The following is a 23,892-nucleotide window of genomic DNA, read 5'->3' as shown; positions in this document are numbered from 1 at the left end:
GACTCCTCCGAAAGGCCAGTATTCCTGCAGGCTTTTCGCCATTGCGACATGAAGATAGGTTTGGACAGGCTGCCCCGATCACGGTATATTTTGCGCGTCCTCAAAGCCTTTGCGACACTCCGGACAGAGCTCAGACAGGGGGCAGGCGGCATCGTGCTATCTACAGAGACAGCGGGGGAGCAGACTGGCGTCCAGACCGATTTCGCTCCCGATGACCGGTACTTCAGCCGGCTGAGGCGGTCGTTCGGCTCCTCCTCGGTCGCGCTCGGGTTCGGTCCGTTGGAGATGTCTCTCGACGGGCTGTCCGAGCGCCAGGCGGACGATCTCGCCCGGCGCTTCAGGCCCTTCGTCGTCGAAACCGCCGCGCGGCCGGACGTCCACATCGTCCTGTATCCGGCCGGCGTGGATCGTTTTCTGAATACGCGGCGCGACGGGTCGGACGAGACCTACCGTCTGGAGACCCGGCGGACCGGCGAGAGCCTCGCGCTGTGGGCGTACGAGTTCGCCGGACGGCTCGATCCCTCGGAGGGGCGCGCGATTCTGGCGCTCGTCGAAGAGCGCGGCGCGCAGTTCGATCGAGGCCTGGAGAATTTCCTGCGCGTCGTGACCGCCTTCTACATCCTCGAGCGCGGCGGACTGCTGCTGCATGCTTCGGGTGTCGTGCGGGATGGCGCGGCCCATCTTTTCTTCGGCCCTTCGGGGCGTGGCAAGACGACCGTGACCCATCTGTCCCCCGAGGACGTCGTCCTGAGCGACGACCTGTCGCTTATCGTCAGGAACGGCGGCGGCTTCGAAGCGGCCGGGATTCCGTTCGGGATGGCCCACCACCGGGTGCCCGACAGCCGCGACTCGTTCCCGATCGCCTCGCTCAACAGTCTGGTCCAGAGCCTCGAGGTGAAGCGCGAGCCTCTCACCGGTGCGCGCGCACTGGCCGAGGTGTCGGCGAGCCTTCCGTTCGTGATGCAGGAGACGCGGCAGTCCGGCCGGGCGCTGGAGGTGATCGATCGGCTGCTCGCGACCGTTCCGGCGTACCGCCTGTGGTTCCGCAAGGACCCGTCGTTTTGGACGGTCATCGAGGGGACGGCGCGATGACCGACCTCGCGATGGTTCCACGGAAGAACCCGAACTCGGCCTACCGGATCTACGACGGACAGGCGACGATCGTCCTGCCGGAGCAGGCCGAGGTGAACGTCCTCAACGAGATCGGCAGTCTGGTGTGGGACCACATCGACGGCACCCGCACCGTGGCGCAGCTCATCGACGAGGTGGTGGAACAGTGCGACACCACGCCCGAAGTGGCGCGCCGCGACGTCCTCGAGTTCCTTCAATCGCTGCGCGCTCACGGGATGGTGATCTGAATGGCCAACGCCCTGGAGGATCTGACCGTCCGTAACTGGAGCCGGGCCGTGCCGATGTCGGCCCTGCTCGAGCTGACCTTCGTCTGCAACCACGCCTGTTCCTTCTGCTACAACAGCCCGACCGGCCAGAAGGAGATGACGACACAGGAAGTGTTCGAGGCGCTGCAGAAGCTGGCCGACTTCAACATCCTCTATCTGACGCTGACCGGCGGCGAGCCGCTGGTGCGCCGCGACTTCTTCGAGATCGCCAGGAAGGCGCGCGATCTCGGGTTCGCCCTGCGGATCTACACGAACGCCTTCCTCATCGACGAGCCGATGGCGAAGAGGATCCGCGAGATCGCCAATCCGATCGAGATCGAGATCAGCATCCACGGCGCGCGTCCGGAGACGCACGAGAAGCTGACCTGCGTGCCCGGCTCCCTGCAGCGCGTGATCAACGCGGTCAAGCACCTGCGCGCCCAGGGGATCAAGGTCAACCTGAAATGTCCCATCACCCGCGACAACCAGGAGGAGGTGCTCGACATGCGCCGCCTGGCGACGGAGCTGGGAGTGATGATCATCTTCGACCCGGTCATCACGCCGCGCGACGACGGCGACAAGGACCCTCTCAGCCTGATGGCGACGGACGATTTCCTGAGGCGCTTCTGGTCCGACCCGGCCTACGCCGCGGCGCGGATCGATCCTGTGCCGATCCCGCGCAAGGAGCAGCCGGGCGAGGCGGTGTGCGGCACCGGTCGCTCCTCGTTCGCCATCGATCCGTACGGCAACATCTATCCCTGCGTGCAGTGGCGGCGCAAGGTCGCCAACATCAAGGAGGTCGCCTCGCTGAAGGAGATCTGGCACAGCTCGCCGGTCCTGATCGACGTGCGGCGCGCCGCCGTCGAGATGGCGGACAAGCTCCGGACGATGCAGCAGTCGGGGCAGTCCGGCGGGTTCTGCAACTTCTGTCTCGGTGTGGCCGATCTGCAGACCGGCGACCCGTTGACGTACTACCCGCAGGCGGCGAAGAACGCCGAGTTCAGGATGAAGGCTTACGAGGCCCACAAGGCGAAAACGGGGGAAACGCTCGAGGATGAGGGGGGCATCCTGAGCAAGTGCAGCATGTGACGAGAGGTGATGGCCGGGTCCCGTACCGGCCGCCTATGAAGTTCCGGATCCTCCGAAGGCTGACCCCTTTCCTGCTGTCGCTCGCCGCCCTGGCCTCCCCGGGCAAAGGCGCCCCTCCGGGTGTTGTCGGCTCGACCTCCCTCGTGCTCGAGGCCGCGGAACCGCGATTCACCCCGCTCGAGGGACAGGAGATGCTCGTCCCCTCGATCGAGGGGTTCGGGGCGTCCGCGCGGCCGGGCGAGCCGATGCTGCCGCTGAAAATCGTCCGGGTGGCGATCCCCGAGGGGAGCGTCCCCGAGCTGCGCGTCACCTCGGTCCTCCGCCACGAAGTCGGACGGCTGCGGCTGGCCCCGGCGCCGCGCGCGCATGTCCAGAAGCGCACGGGCCGGGCCGAGGACGAGAGGCGCGACGCGGTGTACTCGGAAGACGCGCGCGTCTTCGGCCGGGACGCCGACTTTCCCGGCGAGGCGGTGCGGCTCGGCTCGATAGGCTACCTGCGCGAGCAGCGCTTCGTCGAGGTCATCCAGGCGCCGCTGCAGTACAACCCGGTCACCCGCCAGGTCCGCTACTACCCCGAGGTGCGCGCCGAAATCGTCTTCAAGGAGGGGCCCGGGACGCTGTCCGCCGAACCGCTCCGCCGCTTCAGGCCGGACCCCTATTTCGAGGAAACCTACAAGCGGGCCCTGGTGAACTACGAGCAGGGGAAGCTGTTCCGCGCGACAACGCGGAGCGGGGACGTCGCCGTCCAATCCCTGGCGACCCCGGCGCAGGACCTCCTCGCGGCCGCCGCCGCTCCGGGAGCGCCGCGCTACAAGATCAGCGCGTCCAGCGAGGGGATCTACCGCCTCTCCTACAGCGATCTGCAATCGAGCGCGCCCGATCTCCTCGCCCTCTACCCCGATCCGGGGACCTGGGTCCTCAGCGCCGAAGGGGTCGAGGTTCCGATCTCGATCCGTTCCTCCTCGGGCGGGCCGGGGGAGGCCGACGGGCACTTCGATCCGGGAGACACCCTCGATTTCTACGGACGGCCCAAGGGGGGGCCGCCGACGTCCGTGAACTTTCTGCAGGCCGGCTTCCCCACGGTCTACGAGGCGAACGATTTCACCGACACGCAGGTCTACTGGCTCACCGCGGGAGGAACGGCCGGATCGCATCTGAGGATTACCGAGACGAGCGGGGCGCCGCTCGCCGGTTACACGGCGGCGACCGATTTCGAGCAGGCGGGGGTGTGGGACGAGAACAACATCTACATCCCGCTCGATGCGGCCGACCCGTTCTTCTCGATGCCTTCGCTCATCGCCGGCGGAGCCCAGGCCCAGCGCGACCTGACGCTGCCCCTGCCGGGGCTGGCGACGACGACCCTGGCACCTTTGGTGACCCTGAGGGTCCGCGGCGGAACGAGCGTGGCGGGCGTGCCCTTCGACCACGACACCCGCTTCTGGCTCAACGGTGACCTCGGCGGCGCGCGCGATTTTCTCTGGGACGGAGAGACCATCTTCAGCACGAACTTCCCGGTCTCGCCGTCGATCCTGACCAATCCGACGACGATCCACGTGGCGGCGCAGGTGCAGGCGGGCGTGAGCGTCGATCAGCAGTATCTCGACAGCATCACCATCAAGTACCGCCGCTCCTTCGACTCCGTCGCGGATGCGCTGCCGTTCAATTACCCGAACCAGGACGTCCGGTTCAACGTACGCGGATTCAGCGGCCCTCCCCCGGCCGTCTATGAAGTGACCCGGTCGCTGTCCGGCTCGGCCGAGGCCAGCCCCGTCCGCATCACCAACGCCTCGGTGAGCGGCGCGCCCCCGGTCACGTGCACCTTCGAGTTGCCGCGCGATGCGAGCCCGGGCGCACCGGCCACGCGGGCGTTCATCGTGGTTGGACCGCAGGGGTTCCTGCATCCCCTGTCGATACAAACCGCCCCCGCCCCCGTTCTCAAGGATCCCACGAACTCCGCCGACATCCTGGTCATCGGCACGCCGGAGACGATCGACGCCTCGCCGACAGGTTCGCTGCAGGCGCTCCTCGACTACCGGCTGCAGCACCAGGAGCTGACCTCCAGGGTCGTGTACATGAGTCAGATCTACGACGAGTTCAGCTACGGCCTGAGGGACGCGAACGCCATCCGGTCCTTCCTCGCATACGCCTTCGACAACTGGAAGGGAACGAGCGGAGTCGAGCCGCCCCCCTCCTTCGTCCTGCTGGTGGGGGACGCGACGCCGGACTACAAGCACACGCTCACGGCGATGCCCGGATGGGTGGACCAGGTCCCGACTCCGATGATGTTCCTCAGCAACGCCATTCTCGGCTACTACAGCAGCGACAACTGGCTGGCGGCGTTCCGGGGCGGCGACCCGCTGCCCGATATCCACCTGGGCCGGATCTCGACCCGCACCGCGATCGACTCGGCGGCCGTGTTCGACAAGATCCGGCAGTACGAGGCCTCCCCCCCGCCCGGTCTCTGGAAGGGACGCGCGCTCCTACTCGCCAGCGACGGAAACGATGACCCCGAGACGGCGGAATTCGAGGGGGTCGACAATCAGATCGCCTCGAGGTTCTTCTCGACCGCTCCGTACAGCACACCCAGCCCGCCGCTCTATTTCGCGGAGCCGCCCTACAACGGCACCGATGCAGCCGGATTCAAGCGCGATTTCACTACCGCGCTCTCGGGCGGGGCGGCGATCGTGACCTACGTCGGTCATGGGGACTTCAATACCTGGGGGGCGCGCTTCCCCCTGTTCACCACCCAGGATGCGAGCCGGCTGACCAACGGCGGCCCGCTTCCTTTCATGGTCACCGTGAACTGCCTCACGGGAGGCTTCCATTTCTACCTCCCGGAAGGATCGGTTGGCGAGGGGATGACGAACAATCCGGTCGGAGGAACGATCGCCTCGCTGGCTCCTTCCGGTCTCTCGAGCGTCCTGGTGGCAACACCTCTGCTCGACTCCTTTTTCGATCCCCTGTTCGGGAACAGGGAGGAGAGGCTCGTCGGCGTCGTCGCGGACGATCTGCGCGCTGGACTCTGGGCGAAGGGGGATCTTCCGGATCTGCAGAGCTACACCCTTCTCGGAGATCCGGCCACGCTCCTGGCGACCCCCGCGCCGCCCCCGCCCACGAGCCTGGTCGCGTCGGCGGGGAACGCCACCGTGCAGCTCGGCTGGACAGCGCCGGCGCCCCCGGCCGCCGGCTACCGCGTCTACCGCTCCACCTCGGCCGCGGGGCCGTACGGTGCTGTCGCCTGCGATCCGATCACCGGCGCCTCGTGCGTCGATCGAACGGTCGCCAACGCCACGACCTACTATTACTACCTTGTCTCATTTGACACGCAGGGGTTCGAGGGGAGGGCCTCGAACTTCAACAGCGATTGCGACACGGGACCGGACTGTGTGAGCGCACGTCCTCTGAACCCGAACCCTCCGTCGGTTCCGACAGGGCTGACCGCGACCGACCCCGGGTCCGGCGGAAGGCTGAACGTGGCGTGGCTGGCCAATCCGGAGAGCGATATAAAAGGATACACGCTCTACTATGGTATTCAGTCAGGGCAATATCCCAGCAAGATTGCCTTCGGGGAGGCAGCCTCAAGCGCTCTCCTTTCAGGTTTGACGAACGGGGTCCGGTATTACCTGGCACTGAGCGCGACCAATACCTCGGGGCACGAGAGCGCCCCGTCGGGAGAGGTCTCCGCGGTGCCGCTCCTGTTCGAGGGGATCGCTCCGCCGCGTGAGATCACCGACCTCGTTCTGAGCCGGTCGGGCAGCAATCTCATCCTGACCTGGAGCCGGCCGCTGGTCGACATCTACGGCCGTTCGACCACGGTGGTCAAGTACACCGTCTACCGCGGCACGGCACCCGGCTTCATGCCGTTCCTGTCCACACCCCTGGCCGTCATCAACGATGGGTCGATCATCACGTATACCGACGCCGGGGCGGGGGCACCGGGACCGACTAACTTCTACTACGTGGTGACCGCCACCGATCTCAGCGGCCTCGTGTCGGGCGCGGGTCGGGAGCTGCCGAACGGCATCGAGACACTGGCCGTAACCCGGTCCGCGGGGATGATAAGTCTCGCCTGGCCGGCCGTCACGACCGACGTTTCGGGGCTCGCGACCATCATCGATCACTATCAGATCCACGCCTCCTCCCTGCCGTTCTCGCGCGGATCGATCGGTCCGTCCACATTACTCGTGGACAACGTACGGGGCTTGACGGTAAATTTGACCCTGCCGAGCGGTAAGCAGTACTACTCAGTCATCGCCGTGGACAACCGGGGCAACCTGAGCCCCTTTTAGGAGCTACGTGTCGGTCGTGGACAGCACGAAGCCAAGGACGTTCACGGAAGGCGTCGGGACGACGCAGGCCGAAGGTGAGTCGCCCCAGATCGCGGCCCTCGTCGAGCGCGCCAAGGGGGGAGAGGCCGCCGCCTTCGACGACCTGATGCGTCTGTACGAGCGCCGCGTCATCTCCATCGGCGTTCAGATGGGCTTGCACGCCGACGAGGCCCTGGACGCCTGCCAGGACACCTTCGTGAAGGTGTTCCGATACATCCATCGGTTCCGTTCCGGCGAATCGTTCTACCGCTGGCTCTACCGTATCGCCGTCAACACGGTGTACGACCACCTCCGCCTGATGCGCCCGAAATGGACGGTCTCGATGGAGGACGCCGGCCGGGAGCGCACCGAGGGGGTGCGCGAGCCTGGCGTGCCGATCGAGCAGCGGGTCCAGTCGGCCGACCTCCTCCGCAAGGCCCTGTCGGCTCTCGACCGCCTCAGCCGGCGGGAGAGAATCGTTTTTGTCCTGAGAGACTTGCAGCAGGTCCCCACCGAAGACATCGGGCGAATCCTCGGACTGTCCCGGATCACCGTCAGGCGGCACTGCATGCTGGCGCGCCGCAAGCTCCGGGACTCGGTCAATCCCAAATAGTGTTGAACGCGTGCGCTGTTTTTCGGGTATTAGAACCAAACGGTAGGATCTGGAGACGTCTGCAGGACGGGGATTGCACCGGCGGAGGGCAAATTTACCGTTGACATTGCGTTATTTCGCGGTATGTAGGGATAGTGCGGGTAGGAGTATCTGCCATCAAATCACACGTCAGGGTACAAGGAGACGCCGATCGGCAACCTGGCCCGGGTTGCTGTTGGCGAACTCGGTCATGAGCCTTCCAAGGGGGAGAGGGATGAAAACATTCCTTAATTCGTTGCTGGTTGTTGCGGCAGTGCTCGCCGTTCTGCTGGTGGCGCCGGCCGCCTATGCGGACTGTCCCGCCAATTCGATTCCGTATCAGTATTATCTTGGCGGCTTCCTGATCGGCGTCAACGAGGATACGGTCAACGCACGGGCGTTCGTGATGGGACACCCGGAGATCAACAGCGGCACGGCCTCCATTATCTGCAAGGCCGCCGGCATCGACCCCACGACGGGTAAATTCTGTCTCAACGAGGCCGGGAGCGCTGGGGACGGAAACATCACCATCAGCGGCGACTGGCAGTTCCCGGGGAACGTGGGCTGTCCCCTGAGTCTGGTTTCGGGCGACCTGCATGATGGCGATGCTCCGAACGTGCTGTTCGTCACGTCGGTGTCCCCGGCCGGGGTAAGCTCTTACATCTCTCTGACCGTGGGCAACAGCTTCGACCTGGGCGGGTTCGCGTTCGACCTGGCCCACCCCCTGAACGGGTTCACCCCCAGCCCGCTGGCGCTGACGCCGATCCCCAGCCCCACGATCACGGGACTCACGCCGAACGCCGACGGCACGGCCCAGGCGGCGATCGCCTGGTTCCCGCCGTCGGCCGGCCCGACTTTCGACGATTGCAACCCCAACTCGCAGGCGGTATTCGCGACCTGCCCCGCGGGGTCCACGCGTCCGAGGCTCGAGAGCTACAACATCTACCGTCTGGACGGACTCTGCGGCACGGCACCCGACATGGCTACGACCAGCTGGGGGACCATGGTGGCCAACGTGCCGGCCATCGGCCCGCTCAACGCCAGCGTCAAGGTCCTGCCGGTCGACCCGGCCGGAATCAACTGCTCCTACCTGGCCATCGGTCTCGTCATCGGCGGGCAGGTGGTGCAGACGGTCTCTGCTCCGGCCAAGGTGGCGGGCGGCGATTGTGACAGTGACGGCGTTCCGGACACGTTCGACAACTGCAGGTGCGTCTCGAACCCGAACCAGCTCGACACCGACGGCGATCATGTCGGCGACGCCTGCGACAACTGCCGCACAGTCTCGAACCAGGACCAGAAGGACGGGGACCTGGACGGCGTGGGCGATGCCTGCGACAACTGCGCGACGGTCCAGAACGCCAACCAGGCGAACGCCGACGGCGACATGTTCGGCGACGCCTGCGACAACTGCCCGGGCGTCGGCAACGATCTGCAGACGGACACGGACGGCGACACCAAGGGGGATGCCTGCGACAACTGCCCCCAGAGCTCCAATCCGTTCCAGGAGGATGTCGACACCGACGGAGTGGGCGATGTCTGCGACAACTGCAGGAACGTCTCGAACACCAACCAGGCCGACACCGATCATGACGGGATCGGAGACGCCTGCGACAACTGCGCGGGCATTCCGAATCCAGGCCAGGAAAACATGGATCTCGACTGTCAGGGCGACGTCTGCGACAACTGCCCGACGATCCCGAACTGCGACCAGAACCCGCAGGTCTGCGCGCAAGTCTGCGAGAACGTGGCGATCTCCTTCTCGAGCCCGCTCGGCAAGGGGTCCGGCACGGTCTTCTGGGACACGACCCGCGAGATCGATCTGATCGGCTTCAACATCGTCGAGCTCGATTCGAAGGGGAACAGGACACAACTCAACCCCTCCCTCATCCGTTGCTTCGAGTGCGTCACGGGTGTCGGCAACCTCTACAGTCAGCCGGTCCCGAAGCACAAGAGCGGCCACAACATCTTCGTCGAGATGCTGCGGGTCAACGGGAACGTCCAGGTCTGCGGGCCGGCTGTCAGACAGTAAGTCTTAACTGTCCCATGCACCCCGGTCCCGCCCCGCAAGGAGCGGGACCGGGGTTTCTTTTCTGAGGCGCCGCGCATGTCAGCCAATCGTTGCATCCGGACCCGCCGGAGTCCGCTCGTCCTGTCCGGTGCCCTTCTCATGGTGCTCATGGCATCCCCCGTTCTGGCGCAGTCGTCGCTCAAATCGCGCCGGGACTACATCGTCGGGGACCATCCCGTGGGTGTTGTCACGACGGACTATGACGGAGACGGCTTACTCGACCTGATCACGGTCAACCAGCAGACCGCGGGGAGGGGGGACATCGCCCTGGTCAAGGGCTTCGGAGACGGAACGTTCCGGAAGGTGTCCTCTTTCCTCACGGGGATCCTGCCGACGAGCATGGTCTACAGCGACGTCAACAACGACGGCATCCCGGACATCGTGGTGTCCAGCCTTACCAGCCAGGACGTGTCGGTGCATCTCGGCAACGGTACCGGCGGCTTCGGAGCGCGGCTTTCGACGCTGGTCGTCGGGACACCGAACGGCGTGGCGGTCGGCGACTGGAACGGCGATCTCAAACCGGACGTCGCGGTCCTGAACGGGGCGCAGGGGAACCTGGTGATCCTCCTCGGCGACCTGTCCGGGCGCTTCCCGACCACCCGGCAGACCTTCGCCGTCGGGGCTGCGTCGAAGCAGGTCATCGCCGGTGACTGGAACAAGGACGGGAAGCTGGACCTGGCGGTGGTCAACAACACGCCGAGCACGGTGCAGATCTTCCGCGGCGACGGGACCGGCCTGTTCTCTCTTTCCAGCACGCTCACGACCGGCTCGGGTCCGCTGTCGCTCATCGCGGCCGATTTCAACGCCGACACCCGCCTGGATCTGGCCACCGCCAACTCGGTGGCCGACACCGTCTCGCTCTTTCTCGGCAACACCACCGGGGGCTTCAACGCTGCCACGACACTCTCCCCCGGGTTCGGGCCGCGCGGTCTGGCGGCGGCGGACATCAACAAGGATGGCAAGCTCGACCTGCTCGTCACCCTGGGCAAGGTATCGCAGGAGGGTCAGCTGGCCCTGATGACCGGGAACGGCACGGGCGGATTCACGCTCCTGAACACCCTCTTCGTGGGACCGGCCGCGAACGCGGCGGCGGTGGGGGACTTCAACCGGGACGGGAATCCCGACGTGGCCACGTCGAGCAACACCGGGAACACGGTGTCGATCTCGCAGAGCATCGGCACGGCCACCTTCCTGGCTCCCGGGCGGATCCCGCTCCCGGTCGGGTCGTTTCCGGCGGCGATCGGGGTGGCCGATTTCAACATCGACGGCAAGCGCGACATCGCCGTCGCCAACGAGTTTCTGAACAATATCAGCCTGGTCACGGGGGACGGGGCTTGCGGCTTCACCACTGTGAACTCGGCCAATAATACCGGGATCACCCCCATCGCCATGGTGACGGCCGACTTCAATCGCGACAATTGCTTCGACCTGGTGACGGCCAACAACGGCGACGGAACCTACTCGTACCTTCAGGGGAACTGCGCGGGCAACTTCACGACGACCAATGGGAACCAGGTCGGCTGTCTCGATCCGATCGCGATCGCGACCGGGGACGTGAACGGGGACGGCAACCGAGACTTCGCCATCGCCTGCGAGACCTCCGGCGACCTGTGCTCCCGCCGCGGCACCGGGGTCTCGGGGACGACGTTCGGCGCCGCCGTCTGCACCCCTGGAGCGACGCAGATACCCGAGGGGTTGGCGATCGGCGGGTTCAACCTCGATGCTTTCGACGATTATGCGCTGACCTCCAGCCCGAGTCCGTCCCGCGATCCGACCGACGTCATCGCGATCGCGAGGTCCGACGGAGCCGGCGGCATCGTCGATATCCCGGGGACCTTCTATGTGGGCCTGGGACCGCGTGGCATCGTGCGGGGCGACCTGAACGGGGACGGCTTCCTCGACCTGGTCGTCGCCAACAGCGACTCGAACACGGTGAGCGCCCTCCTCGGAGATGGCGGCGGTGTGTTCTCCTTTCCATCGATCGACAGTCCCGCCGGCCAGGCCCCCACGGCCCTGGCCCTGGCCGATTTCAACCTCGACGGGAAGCTCGACGTCGCGGCGGTCAACTCCAACGCCAACAACGTCTCCCTTCTCCTGGGGGATGGCCAGGGGCATTTCACCAAGGCGGGTGACTACGGCACACGCGATCTCCCGGTGGCGATCGGCGCCGGCGATTGCAACGGGGACGGGAAGCCGGACCTCGCGATCGCCGACAACTTCAACGACACCGTAACCGTCCTGGTGAACATGACCGTCGCCGGCGACCCCTTGAACTCGACGAATTTCATCGGCCAGACCGCCTCTGTCTTCACCTGGGGTGTCGTCGCGGGGGCGACCTACGACGTCATCCGCGGTCAGCTCCGGCTCGTCGTCCAGGGGCCGACGTCCAACAACCTCGGTCCCGTGACCTGTCTGGCCAACGATCTCACCGACACCGACACGGCCAGCCTGCCGGACTCGTCACGCCCCCCCCTCGGGGACGCGTATTTCTACCTGGTCCGGTCGACCGTAGGCGGGGCGGCGGGGAGCTACACCCTCTCGGTCCCTGCCGGGAAGCCGGGAGTACCGGCGTCGGGGGGCTGCCCGTAGAAATTTTCGCTCCCTGTTGAACGGACAGGCGCGATGCAGGGTATAGAAGTCATGATTCACTGCGAAGACATGCATAGAGGGTTGTCGATGTTCCTGGATGGGGCTCTGTCTGCCGAGGATCGGTCGGGGTTCGAGGCTCACCTGGCGTCCTGCGACAGCTGCCGCGCCGAGCTCGAAGGGTTCCTCCAAGTGGCTTCTGTTCTGAGGGATGCAACCACGGTGGACATGGCCCTGCCGGACTCTCTGCGCAGGAAGATGGCGACGGAGGCGGCGGTGCGGGTTCGGGGCCGTCGCTGGTCCTACAGCATGCCGGAATGGGCCTTCTCCATCAGACCCGGCGCGCTCGCGACTGGAGCGGCCCTCGTCCTGGCCCTCCTGGTTCTGCCGGCGGTCATTCACCAGCGCGAGCAGCGGAACCGGAGCGAGCCGGTATCGAGCATCCGCGTGACCACGGATGGACAAGCGGTCCGTCTCGCCTGGAGCGATGGATCCCGTTCGTCCTACACGGTTTACAAGAGCCACAATCCGAGGTCCTTCGGCTCCGCGGAAGCGCACGTCATCAAGGGGAACAACTGGGTCGACCGGGATTCGGACGCCGCGCCTATCGTGTTCTATCGTATCGAGTAGTGCAGGTTTCCGGCAGTTTTCTGTTGACAAAGAGGGGAATGACGGTAAGTAAGTGCACTGTGCCCGGATTTCATGATCAAAGGAGGCGGAGAATGATTAGATTCAAACCTTCGCGGACGACGGTGGCTGCCGTTGTCGCGGTTGTGCTCATCCTCGCGGCGGGGGGTGCCGCGGTCGCGTCGAACATGGGCTTCAAGATGAACAAGGCGTTCTATCCGCCCAACGCGGCGAAGCCGGGCGCGGGCGACAACTGGACCAGCATCCCGTTCAACCGGCCGTACAGCACGTTCGCGGACGTCTGCACCCAGCTCGCCCTGCCGAACGTCTCCACTTCCATTTTTCAGGTCAACCCCGAGACCGGAGCCACGCGGCTCTGCTCGTGTGGAACCGCAGCCTGCGGCACGCTCAAGCTCGACCTGACTGATCGGCCGGTCGCCGAGCTTCCGGGCGGCGTGGCGGCCCCCTATCTCGGCATCCGGATCAGGAACAACACTTTCGTCGCCGGCACTTCTTCGGCGATCATCGTCGGCTCGCACAGTCCGTCCCTGCAGTTGCTCCTGCGGCGGATTCCGAGCGCGACCTGCGGCGACGTGACCGCCGGCGCCAGCTCCAACATCGGCGCGACTTGGTTCTCGGTTCCGTATCACACCACGGCCGTGACCGCCCAGGATCTCTGCGTGCAGTCGGGCGTGCCGGCCGGCCCGAGCGCGACCGTCGCGAGGGTCGACCCGATCAACGGCACAGCGGCCTCTCCGGCGGTGACCTGCAACACGTCGGCCGCTTCGACGCTCAATCTGGTTCTGGGGGAGGCTGTCAGGATCCGTCGCACCAGCGCCGGCGTCTGCACGCCTCTTTCTTCCATCCCGGCGCACTTCTAATCGGCCTTGTACAGGAATCCTCTGGAGGGAAACCTTACTATGAAAAGAGCACTGATCGGCAGCACGGCCCTCGCGGGCGTTCTGGTAATCGCCGTGATGGTGACGCCGGTGTTCGCGGCCTGTGTCAACCCCACGCCGTTGCAGCACCTTCTCGGCGGCTGGTTCTCGAACTGCACGGAACCGGTTCGCGCCTTCGCCTTCGGCGTATCGAGCAATGTCGCGCCGGACACCACCTGCCCCAATGGAGCGGCGAGCTGCAACACGGGTTCGGTGCTCATCGCTTGTCCGGATGCGGGTTCATCGAACGGTCAGCTGGCTGGGTGCCAGCCGGATGCAGGGACTCCCAACGACGGGAACGTGACCATCCTGTTCGACTGGGGGGGAGGCGGCAGCTTCACCGGCTGCCCTAACCCAGCCCAGGCAGCGAATATAGGACGCAACTACGTCCAGGTCGTCGACGCCAAAGGAAAGTCACTCTTCGTGACGGTCCCCTATTCGTTCGATCTGGGGGCGTATGCACTCGACCTGGCGCAACCCGACACGTTCCCGGCCGGTCCGATCTCCTGCACCACGAACGAGGCGGGACTCACGTTCCGCAGCTTCACCGGCGGCACATTGTGCGGAAACATGCCGGTGCCGCGCGCCCACACCGATTGCGACCCCGGGACCTGGGGCGTCACGGGCGGCAATGGCTTCATCCCCCCGACCTGTCAAGCGTCGACCCTGTTCCCTCTGAACCGCGGAAAGCTGTACCGGAAAGACACTCCCGCGGATGCATCGAAGGCTTGCACTGGAGCAGACCCTGTCCTGAGCACGGGCGCGTGGACGAACATCCCGATCGACCCCGTCGCCAACCCGAATTTCGCCAGCAATGGTGACTTCTGTGTTCCGACACCGCCTCCGGCCGCAGGCCAGTGCGCCCACTTCGGCGCCACCGGCATGGTCAATGGCGTGGAGACGCCGGCCATGGTCGGTGATCTCGATCTGGGATCCGCAGGCGATCCGAACGCTCCTTCCCCGCGCGCCGTCCAGGTGAGCGCCAACGCAGGCGGCAACAGTGTGTCCATCTCCTTCCGCACGGAAGGGGAGCTTGGCCTGGTCGGCTTCAACGTCCTGGCCGATGCCCAGGGGGGCAAGAACCGCATCAAGGTGAACAGCGCTCTGATCGACAAGAAAGGTGTCGAGGGCGGGGGAGCCAGCTACTCGGTTCAGATCCCCAAGGGCAACTTCAAGGGCGCCAAGGTTCTCTACATTGAATCGGTGCTGACCTCGGGCACTCTTCTCTCGGACCCGGCCAGTTTCTAAATTCGACGGAGCGTGATACTAATGAAAAAAGCCTATGAGAAGCCGGCGATCATCCACACGGAGAAGATCGAGGCGAGAGCAGTGAGTTGCGGCAAGTCCGACGATACCTGCCGATCCATCGGACCCGTCGCCAGCTGAAGGTTCTGAAAACGGAGAAAAACGCCACCGGGCCTCAGGGCCCGGTGGTTTTTTTTTGCCTGAAGAAGCGCTCGACGTCGGGCAGGAGATCCGGCTCGAGCCGCACCGCCTCGCGGGCTTCGACCTCCGCCTCGCGATCCCGTCCCATGAGGAGGAGCGCCCGGGCGGCCTGGGCATGGGCCGGCGCGAACGGGGGCCGCAACATGATGGCGAGCTTCAGGTGTGAGAGGGCCTCCTCCAGCCCGTCTCTGTTCTCGTCAAGCAGGATCAGCGCCACCCCCAGGTTGTAGTGGGCCTCGACGCTCGACGCCGCGAGCGCCAGCGCCTCCCTGAGGGGACCGACCGCCTCCCGCGCCCGTCCCCGATCCAGGAGTGCCACTCCGAGAGCGCTGTGAACCGGCGGGTAATACGGGAACCTGTCCGACAGCGCGCTGAACAGCGACACCTCGTCGCGCCAGATCCCCGCCTCGCGCCACGACGCGATGCCGAGGATCGTGAGCACGAGCGTGGCGCACGCGACCTTGATGGGAGAGGGGCGCATCCACGCGGGCGAGACTCTCCCCAGCATGATTCCAAGCGCGACAGACAGGCCAAGGAGCGGCAGGTAGAGGAAGTTCTGGGCATACAGAGAGGCGATCGGGACGATGAGGTTGGAGGCGGGGAGAAAGGCGGCGGCCGCGAAGGCCAGCGGAATGGCGATCCTGTCGCGCGTGAGCGACAGCACGGTGACCGCCGACCCCACGACCAGAAGGGCGAGCAGCGACAGTCCGAAGCGGACGTCGCCGGATCCGGGGAGGGTCGCGGGGGCCAGGTAGTTCGAAGGATCGTGGAAGCGGGTCGGGAGAAGGAGGTAGAGCAGGTAGCGACCGCTGAGCGTCATCGCGGCGGGGATGCGGGATGTGATGGGGAGTGCGCTCAGGGGGTTGATCAGGGGATCGATCAGGTCTCGGCCGATCAGGATCCCGAGTCCCGCGCTTCGCCTCAGGAGGACGTAGAGCGCCGCGGCCAACCCCAGCGCCAGCCCGGTCCGCCGATCGGGTCTCTCGGGCGTCTCCTCCTTCATCCGCCGCAGTCCGAGGACCGGGACGGCCAGGAAGGCGGCCGAAGACTCCTTGCACAGGAGCGCCACGAGGAAGAACAGGCCGACCAGGACGGCCCTCCTGCTCGGTCGCGAGAGTTCCAGCCACGCGAGCAGGATGAAGAACGCCGGCAGGAGATCGACGCGCGCCACGACCGAAGCGACCGGCCAGGCCGCGACCGGGTGGACGGCGAACAGCGCCGCCGCGGAGAAGGCCGCCGGACCGGGGCAGCCGAGGCGTCGCGTCAGGGCCAGCAGCAGCACCGCGTTGGCCGCGTGCAGCAGGACGTTCACCATGTGGAAGCCGGCCGGACCCCAGCCGGACAAAAGACCGTTCAAGGCGAAGGAGACCACCACGAGCGGCCGGTAATACGCGGCCCCGTACGGCGTTCCGTGCCATAAGTGGTGCGCGAAGGCGGTGAACGGGCTCGTGGCTTCGCGCAGGAAGAGATTGTGGACGATCAGGTGCCGGTCGTCGAAGACGAAGTCGAAGCCGGGGGTCGCCAGGTACGGGGCGGCCGCCAGGAGGCTCACGATGGCGAACGGGAGCCAGCGGGTCCGTCCCATGACGCGCTAGAATATCACGCACATCCATGGAGATCAGGTGAGCGCGCCGCCCAGGGTGGTCGTCGTCCTGCCGGCCTACAACGCGGAGCGGACGCTGCAGAGGACCTGCGCCGAGATCCCGCGCGACGTCGTCGACGAGGTGATCCTGGTGGACGACGCCAGCCACGATCGGACGGTCGAGGTGGCGCGGCTGCTCGGCATACCGACCATCATCCACCCCGAGAACCGGGGTTACGGCGCGAACCAGAAGACCTGCTACCAGTCGGCGCTCGACCGCGGCGCCGGCATCGTCGTCATGCTCCATCCGGACTACCAGTACCCTCCGAAGCTCATTCCGTCGATGGTGGCCCTGCTCCGATCGGGGATGTTCGACGTGGTGATCGGCTCGCGCATCCTGGTGCGCGGCGCCCTGAAGGGGGGCATGCCGCTCTACAAGTACGCCGGGAACCGCCTCCTGACGCTCGTCCAGAACTTCATTCTCGGGCGCAAGCTGTCCGAGTATCACACCGGCTTCCGCGCCTTCACGAGGCGCGTGCTCGAGACCCTGCCGATCCTGGAGAATTCGGACGGCTTCGTGTTCGACAACGAGATGCTGTGCCAGACGATCCATTTCGGCTTCTCGATCGGCGAGGTGAGCAGTCCCTGCGCGTACTTCAAGGAGGCCTCCTCGATCGGTTTCGTTTCGAGCCTGCGCTATGGCCTGGGTGTGCTGCGCACGGCGTTTCTGTATCGCCTGAGCCGTCTGGGCCTCCTCAGGCCGCGTATCTTCAGCCGGGAGGGGAGACGTCTGCGATGATACAATCCGTCCTCCTATGAGCGAGAGCGCAAGCGCCCGGGCCGCGGACAGCCCAACCGGGGCCGCCCTTGTCCGGGGCGCCCTCGTCGTTCCGACCGTGCTCTTCGCGCTGTACCTGACGCACGCAGCGTCCGCGGCCATCCTCGCGGTCGGCGCCTTCCGGGTGTTCTCCCTCACGGCCGGCTTCACGTCGGGGGCCGCCTGCTCGGCCATAACGGTGCTCGCGATCGCGGGCGCCCTTGGGGCCGCGTTCGCCGGCGTGCGCAGCCGGCACGCGGCGGCCCCGATGGCCCTCCTGACGCTGACCGAGGCGGGATTCGGGCTGGCGGCGCTGGCCTCGGTCGGCATCTTCCGCGTCACGCGCGCGCTGTACCTGGTCCTCTGGCCGGTCCTGGGGCATTCGACGGTGGGGGAGTTCGGGCTGCGGCTCCTCCTGGCGGCCGGGATGTTCGCCCTGCCGGCGGCCCTCTACTGCGCGACGATTCCGATCCTGTCGCGCCTCATCACCGCCCGTCCCGAAGGGGCGGGGCTGAGCCTCGGCTTCGCCTTCGGTCTGTCGCTCGCGGGAAGCGCCCTGGGTCTGGCGGTGGCGGGAACCCTGGTCCTGCCCTCGCTCGGTGTCCGGGGAAGCGTCCTGATGGGACTGGCGCTGGCCGGAATCGCCGCGGCTGGATCCCTCCTGCTGCGGCAGCGTGGCCTGGAAGGACCGGGGGCGATCGGCACCGTCCTGGCCGGGGTCGATGTCGCGGCGGAGGGTCCGCACCTCGCGGAGCACCCGCCGGCCACGACGACCGTCCGGGCAGGCGCCCTGGGCGCGGCCATGGCGCTGTTCGCGTTCACCGGCTGGGCCTTTCTGCTGGTGTGGGACCGGACGCTGTCGTTCATCGTCGGTCGCACGCTGGAGGCGCGCGCCACGACCGGGGCGGTCTTTCTCCTGGCCCTGGCCCTGGGAGTCTTCCTCTCGTCCGCTCTGGCCGACCGCCTGAGAGGCCCCTTCGCGACCCTCTCCGCCCTCGCGGGGGCGGCGTCGCTCGGGGCCTACGCCTCGATGTACCTGGTGCCCCAGGTCGCCCTGTTCTACCTGAAGCTCACGCCGTTCCTGTCACGCCCCGGCCTGACGCAGCTGCCGGCGACGCTGGCGGCGATGAGCCTGATGCTCCCCGCGGCGCTCTTCCTGGGGGCGGCGCTGCCCCTTCTGGGGCAGGGGGCGCGTGTCCTGCGGCGCCCGGCACCCGGCGTGGTGATCTTTTTCGCCCTCGGCATCGTGCTCGCGGATCTGGTGATAGGGCTCCTGGCGATCCCGGCGTTCGGCCTGAGGCGCTCGCTGTCCCTCGTCTCCGCCGTGGGGCTGCTCGCGGCGATCCTGTTCCTGGCCTTCGCGCGGTTCAGGAACCCGACACTCCGCCCGACACTGGCCCTGTTCCTGCTTGGCCTGATGATCGTCCTGGGCGGGTACCCGGCCTCCTGGGACCCGCGCATCATCGATGCCGGTCTGTACCGCTACGGCGCCCGATCGATCGAGCGATTCGGGTCGGTGGCGGACTACCTGGCGGCCCGTCAGGGGATCGACCTCCTGTTCTATCACGAGGGGAAGGAGTCCTCGGTGATGGTCGAGCGCACGCTGCGGCCGGCCGAGGGGATGCCGCCTGAGGAGGTGCTCACTCTCACGGTGGACGGGAAGGTGGAGGCGACGACCGGAAACGACATCAGGACGCAGGTCCTGCAGGGACACATCCCGGTCCTGGTGCACGGACCGACCGAGACGGTCCTGCAGATCGATTTCCTGGACGGCATCACGGCGGGATCCGTACTGAGGCACCCGGTGAAGTCGCTCACCGTCATCGAGCGGGAGCCGGCGCTGTTCGAGGCCTCGAAGAATTTCGCCTCCTACAACAACTCCCCGGTCGACGACCCGCGCCTGCTGCGGGTCGTGGACGCGGCGCGCGCCCGCCTCCTCGCCGCCCCGGCCCGCTACGATGTGATCCTGGTGGCCGGCCTCGAGCCGTGGCTGCCTCAGAGCGCGTCGCTCGTCACGACCGAGGGGCTCGCCCTCCTGAAGGACAGGCTGAACAGCGGCGGCCTCGTCTCGCTGCGGGTGCCGCTGGCCTCGACGGGGGAGGCCGAGCTGCGGGCGGTGATGCGCTCCTTCGCGCGTGTCTTCCCGTCGATCCTGGTGTTCCGGATCTCCGACGAGGATCTCCTCCTCCTCGGCTCCGCCGAGCCTCTGAGTCTCGACGCCGGCTGGTTCCGCAACGTCATCTCGTCCACGAGCGACGTGTCGCACGACCTGCACCGCGTCACGGTCATCGGCGCGAACGAGATCCTCTACACCTTCCGCCTCGCCGGGGACGGTCTGCGCAAGGCCCTGTCCGAAGGTCCGCTCAACGACGACGATCACGCGGCGGTCGAGTTCGCCTCGGCCCGCGACATGACCGTGCACGGCAACAGCGCCCTGGTCGCTGCGCTTGAAGAGGCCGGGGGCTCCGTCCTGCCTCACCTGAAGAATTACGGTGCGACCCCGGAGGAGAAGGCCGACTTCCTGTACAACCTAGCGAAGTCGTACCTCGGGATCGCCGGCGATCCGGTGCGAGCCAAGGAGATCGCCCGCGAGCTGCAGTCTCTGGGGCAGACCGTGCAGGCGCGCTGGGTCATGGGAGAGGCGCTGATGCAGCAGGCGGACGTCGACGGTGCCCTGGGAGAATGGCGCGGCGTTCTCGAGGTCGAACCGGGCAACCTCGACGCGCTGTTCAGCCTGGGCACGTACTTCATGGACAGCCGCGACTACTGGAAGGCCGAGCCGTACCTGGACAAGGCGGCCAGGACCTACGCCGATGTCTCGATCGTCCGCTACAACCACGGGCGGAACCTGTTCTACCTCGGGAACAACAAAGAGGCGATTGCCGAGCTCAAGGAGGCGCGCCGGATCAACCTCGAAAAAGAAAAGAGAGACGGCTACCCCCTCGTGGACTACCTCGTCGGTGTCGTGTCCCACAGGCTGAAGAACGACAAGGAGGCGGCGGCCTCCCTGGAGACCTATCTCAAGTGGGCCTACACCCAGCCGCTGACACGCGTCGAGGTCGACGCCCACCTGAAACTGGCCGAGGTCTACGACGTCATCGGCAAGCGGTTCGACGCGCACAAGCAGCGCCAGAAGGGGGAGGATCTGCTGCGCCGCCTGCAGGGGGAGGCGTCTCAGTCGCCGCCGGCCGTTCCCACGGGCGGCGGGACGTCCCCCCCGCGATAACTGACGTGCGCCGTCCCTCCACGACGCACGCCCGTGACGGGACGGCGCGCGCCCCCGACCTGGCCGGGATCGAGAAGCGTCTGGCCTACACCTTCCGCGACCGGAGTCACCTGGTGCGCGCCCTCACGCACTCGTCGCACGCCCACGAAGAGAGCGGCGGTCCGGACAACGAGGCCCTCGAGTTCCTGGGGGACGCGACGCTCGGCTACTTCGTGGCCCACACCCTGCTCGAGCGCTTCCCGGAGATGGATGAAGGGGGCCTGTCGAAGTTCAAGGCGTTCCTGGTCAGCCGCACCAACCTTGCGGCCGCCGCCCGGGGGATCGATCTCGGCCTCTTCCTGCGGCTCGGGAAGACCGCCGAGAAGGGGCAGGGGCGGACCAAGGAGTCGCTCCTGGCGGACGCTCTCGAGGCGGTCATCGCGGCGGTCCTCGTGGACGGCGGCGACGCGGCTGCGCGTCGCCTGGTCACCCACCTGTTCGGCGCGCAGATCGACGGTCTGAGCCGCGAGGACATCGAGAAGAAGGACTACAAGACCGGGCTGCAGGAATGGATGCAGGCGCGGGGGAGGCCGACACCACACTATCGGGTGGTCACGACCGAAGGACCGCCGCACGACCCGACCTTCCACGTGAGCCTGTCTTCGGAAGGCCGGGAGATCGCGCGCGGCCGGGGGCGCACCAAGAAAGAGGCGGAGCAGCGGTCGGCCCGGATGGCCCTGCGTCTCCTGCAGCGTGATCCGAATCGATCCTAACGGCCGGAGGTCGTCGAATCCGGCTTCGCCTGTCCCTCGGCCGGGGGCGCGGAGGACGGCGGGCTGGGCGCCGCGCGCGCGGGCTCGTCGCTGATCGGCTGGATGCCGCGTGTCTGCAGGGTCATGATCGTCTTGCGGATCACAGCCGCCTGCGAATACGTCGGGTTGATCTCCAGGGACTTCTTGAGGTTGTACAGCGCCCGTCCGGGGTCGTTGAGCCCCTGGAAGAGGATCAGGCCCCGGTTGAAGTAGAGCCGGGCCAGCTCGTCCGGCTCGATGGTGACGTTGGCGGCGCGGGCCTCGTCGAGCTGTCTCAGCGCCTCCTTGTACTCGCCGGTCCGGAAGAGCGCCTCCGCCAGCTCGACGCGCGTCTGAAGATCGTCCGGCCAGAGGTCCGCTCCCTTGCGCAGCCACTCGATCGCCGCCGGCTGATCCCCCTTCAGGTCGAAGGCCACGGCCATCTTGCGGATCGACAGGAGGTAGGCCGGGGCGAGCCTCAGCGCCTCGTTGAACTGCGCCACGGCCTGGTCGACCAGCGGCAGCGCCGTCGTGCGATCCCCCTTCGCGAGAAGGCCCTTCGCCTGCACCAGGAGCGTCAGGCCGAGTCCGTGATGGATGCCGATGTGGATTCCCTTGAACTGCGGCCCGCGCGCGATCGACTCGGCCTCCAGCTCTTTCATGAGCGCCTCGCGCGTCACCTGAGGCCCGAACCGCGCCTGCAGATCGGTGTCCCCCTGCAACCCCTGCGGCCCCTCGCCGAGAAGCAGGAGTCCGAGCAGGTAGGCCTGCTGGGCTTTTTCGATGTCCAGCATGGCGTAGTGGGCGTTCCCGGTGATCAGCGCCTGCTCGATGGCCGGCACGACGCCGCGGGGCCACTCGACGTTGATGCCGACCACCAGGAGGGCCAGCAGGCCGCAGGCCGCGGCCTGCGGCCACCCGGGCACGAGGGCGCGCGCCTGTGCCGCGATGTCGCCCGAGCGCCGCGCCAGCGCCAGGGCGGTCCGGCCGAGCCGCCCCGTGACGCGGCCGATGGCCAGCAGGCTCTCGGCTGCGAACACGGCCAGGATCGGGACCACCGGCACGCGGAAGCGCGAGAAGTTGAAGAACAGCAGCACAGTCGCCATGTACCCGAACAGCAGGACGTAGAGCGGCACGAGACGACGCCACTGGCGCCTGGTCAGGAAGATCCCCAGGAGACCGAGCGGTGCTATCGTGCCGAACGTCGAGACGAGGTGGATCCGCACCGCCGCCCAGGACGACCCGGACGGGACGCTGAGAGTGGCCCAGCCCGGAGGCGGGAACGTCACGTTCACGGCGGCGAGCAGCGACGAAAAGCGCTGCAGGATCTGGTAGTCGAGATTGTCGGGCAGCTCGTAGAAGTTCCAGAACTGGACGAACTTCCTGCCGATGAGCCGCAGCCAGGAGAGCGGCTCTTCCTTGATGAACTGCATCCCCTGATCGAACCAGAACCACGAGGACTGCATCGCGGTCACGCGCTTGCCGCTGATCTCCGAGGCCCGCGCCACGAAGTCGGCATGCTCGTACTTCGGGTCCGGCCGCACGAAAGGCGGCGGCACGTACAGGCCGTTGGCGTCCGCGTTGTTGCCGATGAAGAAGACCTCGCCGCCTCCCGTCGTCAGCAGCACGAACTCGTGCGACACCGCCCAGTTGCGCACCGTCACCGGGACGATCATCAGGACCGTCCCGAGGGTGAACGCCCCCGCCGCCAGAAGCCCGCGCCGCCTCAAGCCGCCGCCGAGCCACAGGGCCAGGACGGCGAGGATCGGCGCCAGCAGGATGAAATTGTCGCGGTCGAGCGTCGTCAGCCCGAACACCGCACCGGCCGCCCCGAACAGCCACAGCACACGCCTGCCGGGCGCTTCACCGTCCGAGCGCGCCGCCTGTCGTGCCACGTCGAGGACGAGGAGGAGGAGGACCGTCAGGAAGGGGGAGAGGAAGGTCTTCATGACCATCCCCTCGAAGAACAGGAAGGGGCCGTACAGGGCGATCAGGAGACCGGCGAGGACACCGTGCCAGTGTCCGAACAGCCGCCTCCCCAGGACGTAGGTGAGCAGCACCGTGGCCGTGCCGACCAGCGACTGGAAGACCAGGATCGGGCCGACCGACTTGCCGATCAGGGTCATCAGGAAGCCGAGCAGATAGGCGTACAGCGGGCTCTGCACGAACGCCCCCTTGCCGAGCCAGTCGCCGGAGGCGATCTCCTTCGCCCAGTTGTAGTAGAAGCCGGGGTCGAGCTCGTCGGGCGTGACCAGCGACGTGTCCTTGACCTGGAAGACGTAGACGAGCCGGAGCGTCAGCGCCAGAACACCCAGCGCCGCGACCCACACCCACTCCGGAACCGCGCGTCTGTTCGAGGATTCCGTCACGATCCGCCCGCCACGAAACGGCGACGGATTATAGCAGAGGGGAAGCGGGCGACCCGTTTG

The 23,892-nt window shown here is 66.8% G+C and carries 15 protein-coding genes; 13 read left to right on the top strand and 2 right to left on the bottom strand.

Annotated features, from left to right (window positions below; genetic code table 11):
* Positions 1–153: 153 nt before the first annotated feature.
* The 10 genes from VEW47_11500 to VEW47_11455 all read left to right on the top strand — a co-directional run bounded on the left by VEW47_11500 (position 154) and on the right by VEW47_11455 (position 14,870).
* Positions 154–1,092 (top strand): hypothetical protein, encoded by a 939-nt coding sequence (locus VEW47_11500; protein HYS05806.1) that lies wholly within the window; start codon positions 154–156, stop codon positions 1,090–1,092.
* Positions 1,089–1,358, top strand: coding sequence for a PqqD family protein (locus tag VEW47_11495; protein ID HYS05805.1), 270 nt, complete (start codon positions 1,089–1,091; stop codon positions 1,356–1,358). The genes VEW47_11500 and VEW47_11495 overlap by 4 nt, the downstream gene beginning before the upstream one ends.
* Complete coding sequence (locus VEW47_11490) at positions 1,359–2,465, top strand: radical SAM protein (protein ID HYS05804.1); 1,107 nt, start codon at positions 1,359–1,361, stop codon at positions 2,463–2,465.
* Positions 2,466–2,500: 35 nt separating this feature from the next.
* The gene (locus VEW47_11485; protein HYS05803.1) at positions 2,501–6,754 is read left to right on the top strand and encodes a C25 family cysteine peptidase; all 4,254 of its coding nucleotides are present in this window, start codon (positions 2,501–2,503) and stop codon (positions 6,752–6,754) included.
* Positions 6,755–6,770: 16 nt separating this feature from the next.
* Complete coding sequence (locus VEW47_11480; protein HYS05802.1) at positions 6,771–7,385, top strand: RNA polymerase sigma factor; 615 nt, start codon at positions 6,771–6,773, stop codon at positions 7,383–7,385.
* A gap of 253 nt (positions 7,386–7,638) precedes the next feature.
* Entirely contained in the window at positions 7,639–9,432 is a 1,794-nt protein-coding gene (locus VEW47_11475) for a thrombospondin type 3 repeat-containing protein (GenBank protein HYS05801.1), read from the top strand.
* Between the two features lie 75 nt (positions 9,433–9,507).
* Positions 9,508–12,060, top strand: coding sequence for a VCBS repeat-containing protein (locus VEW47_11470; GenBank protein HYS05800.1), 2,553 nt, complete (start codon positions 9,508–9,510; stop codon positions 12,058–12,060).
* Positions 12,061–12,129: 69 nt separating this feature from the next.
* A complete protein-coding gene (locus VEW47_11465) occupies positions 12,130–12,687 on the top strand; it encodes an anti-sigma factor (GenBank protein HYS05799.1) in 558 nt (185 codons plus the stop codon).
* A gap of 92 nt (positions 12,688–12,779) precedes the next feature.
* A complete protein-coding gene (locus VEW47_11460) occupies positions 12,780–13,565 on the top strand; it encodes a hypothetical protein (protein HYS05798.1) in 786 nt (261 codons plus the stop codon).
* Positions 13,566–13,604: 39 nt separating this feature from the next.
* The gene (locus VEW47_11455; protein ID HYS05797.1) at positions 13,605–14,870 is read left to right on the top strand and encodes a hypothetical protein; all 1,266 of its coding nucleotides are present in this window, start codon (positions 13,605–13,607) and stop codon (positions 14,868–14,870) included.
* A 172-nt stretch (positions 14,871–15,042) separates the two neighbouring features.
* On the opposite strand, the gene VEW47_11450 is transcribed toward VEW47_11455, so the two are convergent.
* Positions 15,043–16,653 (bottom strand): tetratricopeptide repeat protein, encoded by a 1,611-nt coding sequence (locus VEW47_11450; protein ID HYS05796.1) that lies wholly within the window; start codon positions 16,651–16,653, stop codon positions 15,043–15,045.
* A 37-nt stretch (positions 16,654–16,690) separates the two neighbouring features.
* On the opposite strand from VEW47_11450, the gene VEW47_11445 reads away from it, so the two are divergent.
* From VEW47_11445 to rnc, 3 genes are read left to right on the top strand one after another with little or no spacing between them, the layout of a single operon-like run.
* A complete protein-coding gene (locus tag VEW47_11445) occupies positions 16,691–17,449 on the top strand; it encodes a glycosyltransferase family 2 protein (GenBank protein HYS05795.1) in 759 nt (252 codons plus the stop codon).
* A gap of 16 nt (positions 17,450–17,465) precedes the next feature.
* Positions 17,466–20,693, top strand: coding sequence for a tetratricopeptide repeat protein (locus VEW47_11440; protein ID HYS05794.1), 3,228 nt, complete (start codon positions 17,466–17,468; stop codon positions 20,691–20,693).
* Between the two features lie 5 nt (positions 20,694–20,698).
* A complete protein-coding gene (gene rnc / locus VEW47_11435; protein HYS05793.1) occupies positions 20,699–21,445 on the top strand; it encodes a ribonuclease III in 747 nt (248 codons plus the stop codon).
* Here rnc and VEW47_11430 read toward each other — a convergent pair.
* Positions 21,442–23,832 carry a tetratricopeptide repeat protein gene (locus VEW47_11430; GenBank protein ID HYS05792.1) on the bottom strand — a complete coding sequence of 797 codons (2,391 nt, stop codon included), beginning with the start codon at positions 23,830–23,832 and terminating at the stop codon, positions 21,442–21,444. The two genes, rnc and VEW47_11430, sit on opposite strands and share 4 nt — an antisense overlap.
* Between the last annotated feature and the right edge of the window lie 60 nt (positions 23,833–23,892).

This window comes from Candidatus Dormiibacterota bacterium, assembly GCA_035635555.1.
Taxonomy (GTDB): Bacteria; Acidobacteriota; Polarisedimenticolia; order Gp22-AA2; family Gp22-AA2; genus Gp22-AA3.
The sequence above is the reverse complement of the archived record's forward strand: the minus strand, read 5'-3'. Positions and strand labels throughout refer to the sequence as shown.